The organism is Roseomonas mucosa ATCC BAA-692 (assembly GCF_000622225.1).
Classification (GTDB): Bacteria; Pseudomonadota; Alphaproteobacteria; order Acetobacterales; family Acetobacteraceae; genus Roseomonas; species Roseomonas mucosa.
Window position 1 is genome coordinate 24,418 of the sequence record NZ_KK211414.1, and the last position, 12,051, is coordinate 36,468.

11 protein-coding genes and 2 pseudogenes are annotated in these 12,051 nt (G+C 64.2%); 10 read left to right on the forward strand and 3 right to left on the reverse strand.

Translation table 11 applies throughout. The features are described from left to right. The first annotated feature begins 102 nt into the window (after positions 1-102). From BT98_RS0122230 to BT98_RS27010, 9 genes are all read left to right on the forward strand, one after another. Positions 103-1,314, forward strand: a complete 1,212-nt coding sequence (locus BT98_RS0122230; protein ID WP_226945873.1) for an ABC transporter substrate-binding protein — start codon at positions 103-105, stop codon at positions 1,312-1,314. 48 nt (positions 1,315-1,362) lie between these two features. Further along, positions 1,363-2,235 carry a branched-chain amino acid ABC transporter permease gene (locus BT98_RS0122235; RefSeq protein WP_019460519.1) on the forward strand — a complete coding sequence of 291 codons (873 nt, stop codon included), beginning with the start codon at positions 1,363-1,365 and terminating at the stop codon, positions 2,233-2,235. 11 nt (positions 2,236-2,246) lie between these two features. Continuing rightward, complete coding sequence (locus BT98_RS0122240; protein WP_019460518.1) at positions 2,247-3,254, forward strand: branched-chain amino acid ABC transporter permease; 1,008 nt, start codon at positions 2,247-2,249, stop codon at positions 3,252-3,254. Then, on the forward strand, positions 3,241-3,951 hold the full coding sequence (locus BT98_RS0122245) for an ABC transporter ATP-binding protein (protein WP_026033088.1): 711 nt from the start codon (positions 3,241-3,243) through the stop codon (positions 3,949-3,951). The genes BT98_RS0122240 and BT98_RS0122245 overlap by 14 nt, the downstream gene beginning before the upstream one ends. Beyond that, positions 3,944-4,651 (forward strand): ABC transporter ATP-binding protein, encoded by a 708-nt coding sequence (locus BT98_RS0122250; protein WP_019460516.1) that lies wholly within the window; start codon positions 3,944-3,946, stop codon positions 4,649-4,651. Before BT98_RS0122245 ends, BT98_RS0122250 begins: the two co-directional genes overlap by 8 nt. Further along, positions 4,651-5,640, forward strand: coding sequence for an NAD(P)H-dependent flavin oxidoreductase (locus BT98_RS0122255; RefSeq protein WP_019460515.1), 990 nt, complete (start codon positions 4,651-4,653; stop codon positions 5,638-5,640). Before BT98_RS0122250 ends, BT98_RS0122255 begins: the two co-directional genes overlap by 1 nt. Positions 5,641-5,700: 60 nt before the next feature. Continuing rightward, on the forward strand, positions 5,701-6,453 hold the full coding sequence (locus tag BT98_RS0122260; RefSeq protein WP_019460514.1) for an enoyl-CoA hydratase-related protein: 753 nt from the start codon (positions 5,701-5,703) through the stop codon (positions 6,451-6,453). Between the two features lie 103 nt (positions 6,454-6,556). Then, on the forward strand, positions 6,557-7,369 hold the full coding sequence (locus BT98_RS0122265; protein WP_019460513.1) for an IclR family transcriptional regulator: 813 nt from the start codon (positions 6,557-6,559) through the stop codon (positions 7,367-7,369). A 29-nt stretch (positions 7,370-7,398) separates the two neighbouring features. Then, positions 7,399-8,550, forward strand: coding sequence for a CaiB/BaiF CoA transferase family protein (locus BT98_RS27010; protein ID WP_079253450.1), 1,152 nt, complete (start codon positions 7,399-7,401; stop codon positions 8,548-8,550). Between the two features lie 476 nt (positions 8,551-9,026). Here BT98_RS27010 and BT98_RS28505 read toward each other — a convergent pair whose 3' ends face one another. The 3 genes and pseudogenes from BT98_RS28505 to BT98_RS25720 form a co-directional block, all read right to left on the reverse strand. Continuing rightward, a complete protein-coding gene (locus tag BT98_RS28505; protein WP_019460512.1) occupies positions 9,027-9,353 on the reverse strand; it encodes an ATP-binding protein in 327 nt (108 codons plus the stop codon). A 46-nt stretch (positions 9,354-9,399) separates the two neighbouring features. Continuing rightward, positions 9,400-9,891 (reverse strand): annotated as a pseudogene (locus BT98_RS28510) (ATP-binding protein); the annotation flags it as partial. Then, a pseudogene (locus tag BT98_RS25720) lies at positions 9,888-10,451 on the reverse strand (Mu transposase domain-containing protein); the annotation flags it as partial. The pseudogenes BT98_RS28510 and BT98_RS25720, both read right to left, overlap by 4 nt. 258 nt (positions 10,452-10,709) lie before the next feature. Here BT98_RS25720 and BT98_RS0122280 point away from each other — a divergent pair. Further along, a complete protein-coding gene (locus BT98_RS0122280) occupies positions 10,710-11,939 on the forward strand; it encodes an IS110 family RNA-guided transposase (protein WP_019463432.1) in 1,230 nt (409 codons plus the stop codon). Positions 11,940-12,051 lie beyond the last annotated feature (112 nt).

Sequence of the window (12,051 nt, forward strand, 5' to 3'; positions counted from 1 at the left end):
TGACATTCCCTTGTGTCCGATGTTGGCCTTGGCCCGATACAGGGCGGAATGCCTCCTGTGATCCAGGCTCCAACGGGGCGTGGAACAGGTACTTGGTCGGGCGTGATCCCGGTGCCGGAAGTGTTCAGGGAGGAAATAATGGTCCGCAGGACGATCGTATCAGCAGCTCTCGCTCTCACCGTGTCTGCGGGCCTCTTGGGGGCGCGTGCGCAAGAGGCCCAGACCTTCGTGGTCGGCTCCCACATGCCTCTGACCGGCGCCCTTGCCCGATCCGGGCAGGCCTTCAACGAAGGCATGCAGGTGGCGGCCACGATGTGCAACGCCGCATCGCCGCGCCACAAGATCAGGATCGACGTCATCGACGATGAGAGCACGCCCGCGAAGGCGGTCTCTGCCGTCGAGAAGCTGTCCTCGGACGGTGCGGTGGCGATCATCGGCGGCTACGGATCGAACATCATCGGGCCGGCTTCCGATGCCGCAAGCAAGCTCGGCAAAGTCTATATCACCGCCGGCGCGGTCAGCGATGAACTCACGCAGCGCGGACTGAAGAATTTCTTTCGAATTAACAATAATGCCGGCTACCAACGCGGCATCGCCACCCTTCTTTCCGACCTGAAGCCGGAGAAGATCTCTATCGTGGCTTCTACGCGGGAAGCCCCGGCGCTTCTTGCGGATGGCCTGGAAAAGGACCTCACCGCACAAGGGATCAAGGTGACGGTCCACAAGTTCGACCCGGCCATCAGTGACTTCAAGCCGGTCATCAACAAGATCAAGATCCAGGACAAGCCGGACATCATCATGATGTCCGCCTACGAGAATGACTACGTCGGGATCATCCGGGCAGCCAAGGTGCTGAAGCCCAACGTGAAGCTGATCGTCGGCGCATGGTCCCTGGCGACGCCGAAAATGTACACCGATTTTCCGGATCTCATGAACAACGTGGTCGGCACCTCCTTCCTGCCATTTCCGGTGGAGATGAAGAGCGAGGAAGGAACGACCTTCGCCGATCTTTACAAGAGCAAGTACGGCAAGGAGATCGAGTATCTCTCGACGCTGAGCTTCGTGGAGACGCGGATCCTCTGCGAGGCGATATTCCGCAGCGCCGAAGCCGGTACATTGGCCAAGGGTGGACTTGCCGACGAGATGCGCAAGACCGATCGCGACACCATGCTGGGCCGCATCCAGTTCGATCAGTCCGGCGACAATCCGAACTTCACCCTGTCCATGGGACAGCACCGCGACGGCAAGATCGTCCTGGTGTCGCCCCGCACCACGGCGAACGGGGAAATTGCCTATCCCGGCCTGCCCTGGTGATGGCTTCTGCATCTTCCCGCAACAGTTCAGCTTCCTCACCGAGGTGACATGACCGACCTCATCCTACAGGCGCTGTTCTCCGGGGTGCTGATCGGCAGTGTCTACGCGCTGGTGGCATTGGGCCTGGCCCTGGCCTTCGGAGCCATGCGTATCATCAACCTTGCCCATGGCGAACTGGTGCTCCTGGCGGCCTACATGGCCTATTTCGTGGAGGCGAGCACCGGGCTGAATCCCTATGCCGCCATCCCACTGGCACTCCTCGCCGTCCTGCTCGTGAGCTGGATACTGGTCCTTCTCGTGAGCTGGATCAGGGAGCACCGCGAACTGAACTCGCTGATCCTGACCTTTGCCATGGGCATCATACTCACCAATGGCATCCTGCTGGTTTTCGCGAGCGATGTTCGCACCACGAACTCCGCCACACTGCAGGATGCGGTCTCCTTCGGGGATCTCTTCGCGATGCGTGGAGAGATCGTCGCCTTCTTCGTGTCCCTGGTGCTGATGGGGTTCCTCTGGTGGTGGCTGAAGTCCAGTTGGTACGGCCGTGCCATGCGCGCCGTATCGTCCAATCGTGATGCGGCACGGCTGATGGGCATAAACCCGGCCCGGATCGAGACGGCGTCCTTCCTGGTGGCCGGAGCCCTGGCGGCCTTTGCGGGCGTGGCTCTGTACACCATGAGCGTCATCCAGCCTGCCACCGGTCACGCCCTGACGGTGAAGGCCTTCATCATCACGGTGCTGGCTGGTGTCGGCTCGATCCCCGGCGTTTTCCTCGGCGCCCTTCTTCTCGGTGTCACGGAGGCCCTGACGGTAACGCTTGCCTCCTCCGCTCTCCAGGAACTGGCCGGGATGGTCCTCTTCCTTCTGGTCCTGTTCCTCCTGCCGAACGGCCTGTTCGGCGCACGTGCGCGTCGCGGATGAGGGCCGGCAGAATGTCCGCAACCTCCGCCCTCGGCCTCCGCACGAAGCCCCGTTACAACCGCTTGCCCATTCTTCTGGGAAGCGCCGCACTCGTGCTGGCCATCCTGCCTCTGGCTGCCGGTACCAGCCCCTATCTCCTGGGCCTGCTCATATCGGCCCTGATCCTCTCCGGCCTAGCCCTGTCCTGGGCCCTGCTGGGCAACCTCGGCGGCATGGTCTCCTTCGGCCATGCAGCATTCTTTGGAGTGGGTTCCTATGCTTCCGCCTTGCTGGCGGGAAAGCTCGGGATCCCGGTGCTTCTGGCCATTCCGCTCGGCGGCGCCTTCGCGACCCTGGCATCGCTTGCCATGCTGCCGGCGCTTCGCCTGTCCGGACCGTATTTCGCGCTTGCCATCCTCGCCTATGCGCAGATCTTCCGCATCCTGGCGACGGAGTTGGACTGGCTGACCGGCGGCTCGGCCGGGCTGCAAAGGTATCCCGGCCTGCCTGACATCCTGGGCCTCGACCTCGCGAGCCGGCCGGGAAGCTATGTCCTTGTCCTCGTCGCTGTTATCCTGTCCGCCATGGTCTACATGGCCATCCGGCGCAGCCACACCGGTACCGCGCTCCGCGCGATCGCCGACAGCGAGGATGCGACCCGTGTCGTGGGGGTCAACTCGACCCTCCTGAAGACCTGGATGTTGCTCCTTTCAGCCTTCATCGCGGGCGTGTTCGGGGCGCTGAACGCGCACATCATCGGCTTCCTGGAGCCCGACTACGCCTTTTCCAGCATCTGGAGTGTCATGCCCATCATTGCCGCGATCTTCGGCGGCTACCGTACCGTTCTGGGCCCTGTGCTGGGTGCCGTGGTGATCTACCTCTTCGACCAGGTCTTCGCAAAGAGCCTGATCCCCGTCGGGCACCAGATCCTGCTCGGCGTGTTGCTGGCCATCATGGTGCTGATCGCGCCCAACGGTCTCGCCGGCCTGATGTCGCGGTTCCGCGCCAAGCTGGGGGAGAAGAGCCATGCTGGAGCTTGATGCCGTTACCGTCCGGTTCGGCGGGCTCACCGCGCTTTCGGGCATTTCCTTTCAAATAGAAAGGGGAGAGATCCTGGGGCTTGTCGGACCCAACGGTGCAGGCAAGACAACGCTGTTCAACTGCATATCCGGCCTGGTGAAGGCCCGCGGACGCATCGCCTTCGAAGGCCGGGACATCATCGGCCTGCCGCTGCACAAGAGGGCCCGCGCCGGGATCGGCAGGACCTTTCAGATCACGCAGCCGATGCACCACCTTTCGGTCCGGGAGAACCTCACGGTGGCGCAGGTCTTCGGGGCAGGCCGGTTCGATCCGGTCCGGATCGGCGAGATCCTGGAGGTGATGGAACTGTCCCACAAGGCGGATCTGGATGCGGCCACGTCGCTGGCCCTACAGGAACTCAAACGCCTGGAGATTGCCAAGGCGCTGGCAACCGAGCCGAAGCTTCTTCTCCTGGACGAGGTGCTGGCGGGTCTCGAAAGCAATGCGAAGCGCCTTTTCATGCTGAAGTTGAAGGAGCTTCATCGCCTGTTCGGCCTGACCATCGTGATCGTGGAACATGACATCGAAACGATATCGGAGCTCTGCACCCGCGCCGTGGTACTGAGCTTCGGCCAACTCATCGCCGATGGGGCGCCCGAGAAGGTCTTCCGCGATCCAGCGGTGATGGAGAGCTATACGGGGACCGCCCATGCTTGAGACCAGGCACCTGACCTCCGGCTACGGCGCCATCACCGTCCTCTGGGATCTCGACCTGACCTTCCGGGAAGGCGCCCTGACGGCCATCGTGGGCCCGAACGGGGCAGGAAAAACCACCCTGCTGCGCACGCTGGTCGGGCTCCTTCCCTACCAGGGCGAGATACTGCTCGGCGGCGAGCCGATCCGGCGCAGGACCTGGGATCTGGTCGGGGAGGGGATCGTCATGGTTCCCGAGGGCCGTTTGCTGTTCCGCGACATGACCGTGGAAGAGAATCTTTGCCTCGGTGCCTACCCCACACGGTGCCGGAGCGAGATGGCCGCCAACCTCGACCGCGTCTACACTTTCTTCCCGCGCCTCAAGGAACGGCGTCAGCAGATCGCGGGCTCGCTGTCCGGCGGCGAGGCGCAGATGGTCGCGATGGGGCGCGGACTGATGGCGAAGCCGCGCATCCTTCTCATCGACGAGCCGTCCCTGGGACTGGCACCGGTCATCGTGAAGGAGGTGTTCGACATCATTCGCCGGCTGAAGTCCGATGGCATCACCATCGTGCTCATCGAGCAGAACACCAGGATGGCTCTCGCCGTCGCTGACGATGTCCATCTGATGCGCTCGGGCAAGGTCGTCCTCTCGGATGCTGCGGCCGACATGGATCTCGACCGCCTGCACGACTTCTACTTCGCGAGGGAGGCGACGGGCTGATGGAGTATCCTGGCCGTCCCCTGCCGGAGCTGTTCCGCGACAGGCTGATGCTGCCTGTGATCGCGTCCCCCATGTTCATCGTGTCCCGCCCGGAGCTCGTCATCGCCGAGTGCCTCTCGGGGATCGTTGGATCCTTCCCGGCCTTGAATGCTCGCGCCCCGGATACGCTCGATGGGTGGCTGGAGCGGATCAAGGCGGAGCTCGCCGCCGCGCAGGCGGCAGATCCTGACCGCAGGATCGCGCCCTTCGCCGTGAACCAGATCGTGCATGCGTCGAATGACCGTTTGGAGCAGGACATGGAAACCTGCATCGCGCACGAGGTTCCACTCATCATCACCTCCCTGCGCGCGCCTGGTGAGGTCGTCCGCCGGGTCCACGCCTATGGCGGCCTGGTCTTTCACGACGTCACCACGATCCGCCACGCCGAGAAGGCGCTGGAAGCCGGCGTGGACGGGTTGATTCTGGTCTGCGCCGGGGCGGGGGGTCACGCCGGAACGCTCAGTCCATTCGCGCTCCTGGGGGAGGTGCGCCGCATCTACGATGGTCCCGTCGCGCTGGCGGGCGCCATAGCGACGGGCGACGCGATCCTCGCGGCCCAAGCTCTCGGCGCCGACTTTGCCTATATGGGCACCCGCTTCATCGCGACCGAGGAGGCGAACGCCGCTCCGCCCTACAAGGAGATGATTGAGGCGGCGAGCGCTTCCGACATCCTCTACTCGTCCTTCTTCACAGGCGTCCCTGGCAACTACCTGAAGCCGAGCATCGTGGCCGCCGGGCTCGATCCGGAAGCGCTGCCCCTCCTCGATAAGAGCGCGATGAATTTCGGATCGTCAGGCGTGAAGCCCTGGCGAAACATCTGGGGCGCCGGTCAGGGCGTTGGTGCGATCGCCGACACCCTCCCGGTGACGGAGGTGGTGGCGCGCCTGTCGCAGGAATACCGGAGCGCCATCGGCCGCCTTACCCAGACGACCGCACCGTTCCGAACCTAGTCAGCGTGGATCGGAGATCCCCCGATTTCGCGACCCGCCCCGCATATGAAAGATCCAGCGATGAAGACCGGCATTGTCACAACGTATCCACGGCCGGGAATCGTCCAGATAACCATGACCCGTCCGGAACGCCGCAACGCTCTTGATCGCGCGGCCTATCGGGCCTTGGCGGAAGCGTTGACCGACGCGGAAAGAGACAATGCTGTCCGTGCCATCGTGCTGACTGGCGCTGAGGGATGCTTCACGGCTGGAAACGACCTTGCCGACTTCCAGGACGTCTCCATCAACCATGATTCCAGTGAGGGCCTCGGCTATCTCAGGGTTCTCGCCGAGGCTTCCAAACCCGTGCTGGCTGCCGTGGAGGGTTTCGCGATCGGAATAGGCACGACCATGCTGTTGCACTGCGATCTGGCCTATTCGGGTGCGGGCACCATGTTCCGCCTTCCTTTTGCCCATCTGGGGCTGTGTCCCGAGGGAGCCTCCAGCTATCTGCTTCCTCTGGCGTCTGGCACGAAGCGCGCCGCCGAGCTCCTGCTTCTGGGTGAGGCTTTCACCGCGCAGATGGCTGCCGAGGCAGGTATCGTCAACGAAGTGACCGAAACCGGAGAAGCGCTCGCTCGCGCAATCGGAAAGGCGGAACTCCTGGCAGCACTGCCACCAGCGGCTCTTGCCACGACCAAGCGGCTGTTGCGCCGTACTCATGCACGTGCCGTTGCTGAAACTCTGGAGAGAGAGGCGGCGGAGTTTCATGCTCTGCGGCTTCAGCCGGCAGCCCAGGCGGCTTTCAGGGCTTTCCTGGAGCGGAAAAGATGAGACAGCCATCCTTGCAGTCTTCCCGAACCAAGAACTCCCTCTTGATCGCCCGCAAGAGCGCGTTACACCCGAAGAGGCCCCCGGAACTCCCAGAGGTAACTCCATGACCCAACCCGCGGCATTGCTGCCGGATCACGACATCGAGGGTGACGGAAAGGAAGACCGTCACTTCGTGACGGCCCTGGCGCGTGGACTCGAGATCCTGGCCTGCTTCAAGCGAGGCGAGACCTTCCTGGCGAATCAGGACTTCGCCGAGAGGTGCAAACTCCCTCGCTCGACCGTATCCCGCCTGACCTACACGCTCACGAAGCTTGGTTACCTGCATTTCGTTGAGGATGTCGGCAAGTACCGTCTCGGCACACAACTCATTGCCCTTGGCACGGTCGCGCTTGGTGGGCTCGACATAAGGCAGATGGCCCGGCCGGCGATGCGGGAGCTTGCCAGTTTCTCGAACGCCACAGTTGGACTGGCGGTGCGTGATCGGCTTTCCATGCGCTACGTGGAATGTCTTCGCGGTCCGGCGGCGATATCGCTCAATATCGATGTTGGCGTCCGTATGTCGATGGTCCGCTCCTCGATAGGACGTGCTTTCATCTCCGTCCTGACGCCCAGCGAACGCGCGCCGTTGTTCGACGAGCTCCGCATGCTCGACCCACTCGCATGGCCCAGGATTCATGAGAGTCTTGAGAGCTCCATGGCCGATCACGCCACGCTGGGCTGTTGCTGTTCCTTTGGCGAATGGCAGAAGAGTGTCAGTGCGATCGCAGTCGGCTTCCGCCCCGGCGGCGGCTTGCCTCCGATGGCAATCAACTGCGGTGCGCCCACTGTCATCTCCGAGCCCCAGTTTCTCTTGGACGAGGTCCGTCCGCGGCTTGTGGAAATGGTTCGACGCCTTGACGGTGTCATGGGTGCGTGAGGGCTGGTTTTTCTCGGAGTTGCCATCTCATGGATCAACCTGTTGCATACGCCAACGAACCGGATAACGGCTTGCCTCTGGCGGGTGTGCGCGTTCTGGACCTGTCCCGCATTCTCGCAGGACCGTGGTGCGCCATGGTGCTTGGCGATCTCGGCGCAGAAGTGGTGAAGGTCGAGCATCCGACCCGCGGCGACGATACGCGTGACTGGGGACTTCGCACCGGTCCAACCAACACGTCGTACTTCGATGCCGTGAATCGCAACAAGAGCTCTATCGGTGCCGATCTTTCGGCACCCGAGGGGGTGGCGGCAATCCGGAAGATGGCCCGCGAATGCGATGTCCTGGTCGAGAACTTCAAGACGGGCGGCGCCGACAGGCTCGGCCTGGGCTACGAGGCGCTGAGGGAGGAGAATCCCGGCCTCATCTACTGCTCGATCAGCGGCTATGCTTCTGATGGGCCTGAGGCCGCGCGACCGGGCTATGATCTGCTTGTTCAGGGGGAAGCCGGCCTCATGGCCCTCAATGGGGAAGCCGGGCAGGCGCCGCTGAAGTTCGGCGTGGCTGCTGTTGATCTGTTCACCGGGCAGTATGCGGCGCAGGCGGTGCTTGCTGCGCTGTACCAGCGTGGCCGTACCGGCAAAGGGCGGCGGATAGAGCTTTCCCTGTTCGATTGCGGCGTGGCCATCACATCCTACTACGGATTGGAGGCCCTGGTTCAGGGAAAGGATCCACCACGTTACGGCAATTCGCATCCATCGATTGTTCCTTACGGTGTGTTCGAGGCAGCGGATGGACCACTGCTTATCACGGTTGGCAACAACGCACAGTTCCGCCGTTTCTGCGCGCGCGTGATCAATCGACAGGAACTCCTGGACGACGTCAGGTTCTCCACGAATCTGGAACGTTCAACAAACCGTGCCCTTCTGATCCCTGTCATAGAAGAAGAACTGCGAAAGAAGACCCGGAGCCAGCTTCTACAGCTCCTGCGAGAAGAAGGAATTCCGGCGGGGGAAGTTCTCGGTCTTCACGAGGCCCTGCTTTCTCCCCGCACCGAGGCCAGCGGAATGGTGGTGCGGTCGGAGGATGGTGCTGCAACACGCTGGGTTCTGGCTCCCCCGTATCGTTTCGATGGCCGTCGCCTTCCCGTTCGCTCTCTCCCGCCTCCTTTGCGGAAGGGATAGATCGAGGACAGCCCTCTGTTTTGACCGGAACGGAGGTTACCCGGTTGGGACAGCAAGTGTGACGCGGTCCTGATAAGGGCCGATGTGGAGATCCAGCTTACGCCTAGCGATCGGGCGCTGGTTCTCGCGGTGGACGAGAGGAACCAGATCCGAGCCCTCGACCGCACCCGGTCGGAACTGTCGCTGATCCTGGCACCTCCTGCGGAGAAGGCCAATGCGAAAGTACACCCATTCCATTCAAGGCAAGGAATCCACATCCTGGGAGGAGCTGTCAGCCCACCTTCAGGAGGTTTCGATGCGGACGGCTTCTTTCGCAAATCCCTTTGGATGGTCGGAAATGGCGCGAGCTGCTGACCTCCTTACCGCCGCGGACACAACCTAGTGGAGTGATTCCAGCAGGCGTTTCCCGCGTGTTAACGCCGGGGGAAAGCTCCGCAGAAGTGCCGAGGCAAAAATCCCCAGTTTGCGGTTGGTGGTCAGCCGGCGAGTGGGTCGAGGCTCCTGATCTTCGGAGGCCTGCCACGTCGGCGCGGCGGCACCTGGGCAATGGTAACCGGCAGGGGGCGGAGGTTGTCCGGCACGAGGTCGGCGTGCTGGCGCAGCCGGTAGCTCGCGCCCTCGATCTGCACCACCACGGCATGGTGCAGCAGCCAGTCCAGCAGTGCGGTGGCGACCACGGCATCGCCGAACACCTCGCCCCATTCGGCAAAGCCGCGGTTCGAGGTCAGGATCATCGCCCCACGCTCGTAGCGCGCGTTCACCAGCTGAAAGAACAGGTTGCCGTTGCCGGCCGTGATCGGCAAGGTAGCCGATCTCATCGACGATCAGCAGCGCGGCGCGGCACAGATAGCGGATCCGCTCGCGCAAGTTTCCCTCGCGCTCGGCCCGGGCCAGCGAGGCGACGAGATCGGCCGGGGTGGTGAAGTAGACGCTGTGCCCGGCGCGCACCGCCTCGACCCCCAGCGCGATGGCGAGGTGGCTCTTGCCGGTGCCGGGCGGCCCCAGCAGGTGCACCACCTCGTGGCGGGCGATGAAGTCGAGCTGTGCGAGCGCCAGAATGCGCTGCCGGTCGAGCGAGGGCTGGAACGAGAAATCGAAGCTCGCCAGCGTCTTGACCGTGCCCAGGCGTGCCATCTGCAGCGCCGCCTTGACCCTGCGGCCCTCGCGCAAGGTCAGCTCCTCGGCCAGCAGGGTGTCGATCGCCTCCAGTGCGCCGATCTCGCCGCGCTTGATCTGGCACATGGTGTGGTCGAGCACCTCCAGGGCACGCGGTATCCGTAGGCCGACCAGGTGGCGCCGCACCCGCTCGAGGGTGACCGGGACGGGCAGTTCCTCCCTCATTTCCAGATGCCCCGCTCGGCCAGGCGTTGTCCCACCGCGGCATAGAAGTCGAGTGGCCGGCGCGACACACGCTCGCCTGGGCGGAGCGGGACTGGCGTTGGTTTGTCCACCGCGCCCAGGGCATGCCGCCGCTGCTGCCGATGTCCTCCGGTGATCCGGCACTGGCCACGTCCTTCGAGTACCGGGTGGCTGGCCACCAGCTGCCCGGCCTCGAAGACCTGCACGGTGTCAGGCAGCAGATGCACCTCCACCGGCCGGCGGCGGGTGCTGTCGGGCACGCTGTACAGGTTGCCGCCCACCGAGACCATGCCGTCGCGGGTGATCCGCCGCTCCAGGCGCAGGGTTGCCTGGAACGGGCCAGCCGGCAGCGGCTGGAGGCTGGGGCGTTCCGCGGCAAAGTGTTCGGTCACCACCCGCCCGGTGGTCGCGTGCACCCATTGGTTGGCGACCTGGTCGAGCCACTGGCGGAACTGGGCGTTCAGATCGTCGAGGCTGCGGAAGCTGCGGGCGAGGAAGAAGTCCTCGCGGACGTAGCGGAAGGGCCGCTCCACCTTGCCCTTATCCGGCATGATGGCCTCGGTGCCCCGATGTTTCTGCTGATCCTGGTGGATCGGCGCTATGGTGAGACCATCCGGGACATGGGGCACCGGGAGCACGCAAGTGCGGGCAGGCCGACGCATGAACCATGGGCTGCGAGCCCGAAGCTTTATCTGGCCGCCCCTGCGGCTCGCCCGGATGCGCTGCGAGCGCGGATCCGTAGTTGCCGTGTTGCCCGTCGGCTCCCGTTACGTGGAACAGGAAGGCAAGGAGGCAGGCCGGTGAGGATCGTGGGACTGGATATCCACCGCGTGTTCGCCGAGGCGGTGATGCTGGATGACGGCAAGGTCGTCCGCCTCGGGCGGGTCGGCATGACGCGAGACCATCTGGAGGCATTTGCCCGAACGCTGACGCACGACGACCACGTCGTGGTGGAGGCGACTGGAAATGCCGCAGCGGTGGTGGAAGTGATCGCACCGCACGTCGGGCACGTCGTCATCGCCAACCCGCGTCAGGTGCGGCTGATCGCGCATGCCAAGATCAAGACCGATACCATTGACGCAACGGTCCTGGCGAAGCTCTACGCCAGCAACTTCCTGCCCGAGGTCTGGGTTCCGGACGCGAGGACCCTGGCACTGCGGCGGCAGGTCACGCGGCGCAACCAGATCGTGCGCCAGAGGGTACGGCTGAAGACCATCACGCAATCCATCCTGCACGCTCACCTCGTGCCGCAGTGCCCGCACGCTGACCTGTTCGGCCACCGGGGGCGGTCCTGGCTGCTGGCCCAGCACCTGCCGGCGGACGAGCGGGAGGCGGTTGAACGGCACCTGCGCGAGTACGACCGGCTGAGCGAGGACCTCAAAGTCATCGAGCGCGAGCTGGCGCGCGATGCTCTGGCCGATGCCAGCATCCAGCGCCTGATGACCGTCCCGGGAAGCGACATGGTGGTGGCGCTTGGACTGTCAGCTGCCATCGGGCCAATCTCGCGGTTCCAGGGCCCGGACCAACTCGTCGCCTATCTCGGCCTGAACCCGAGCGTCCATCAGTCCGGCGAGGGGCGGCCCCAGCACGGCCGCATCACCAAGCAGGGTCGGGCCCATACCCGGACCATGCTGGTCGAGGCCGCCTGGCAGGCCGTGCGCGGGCCGGGTCCGTTGCGGGCGTTCTACCAGCGGGTCGCAGCCAGGCGCGGCAATCACATCGCCGCCGTCGCGGTCGCCAGGAAGCTGACCGTGATCGTTTGGCACATGCTGACCAAAGGCGAGGACTACGCCGGGGTCAGGCCCGCCTTGCACGCCAAGAAGCTGCGGGATCTGGAACTGCGCTCGGGGCAGCCGGAGCGGCGTGGGCAGCGGGGCTCTGCCTACGAGTACAACCTGACCCGCACCCGGCAGGAAGAGAAGCGCCGGGGCGAGCAGGCCGAAACCGCCTACCGGCGCCTGACCGAGGGCTGGACCAAACGGGGGAGGCGGGTGCCCACGGGTGCCGCAAAGGAGGCGCGACTGTCATAGGCGGCGCGGCGGGGCTTGCACCTCCAGGTCCCACTCTGTGCCACGCGGTCACCCGTGAGCAGAGGGAGAATAGCATCGAGATCAGAATAGGGCTGTTCAATCTCATCCGTGG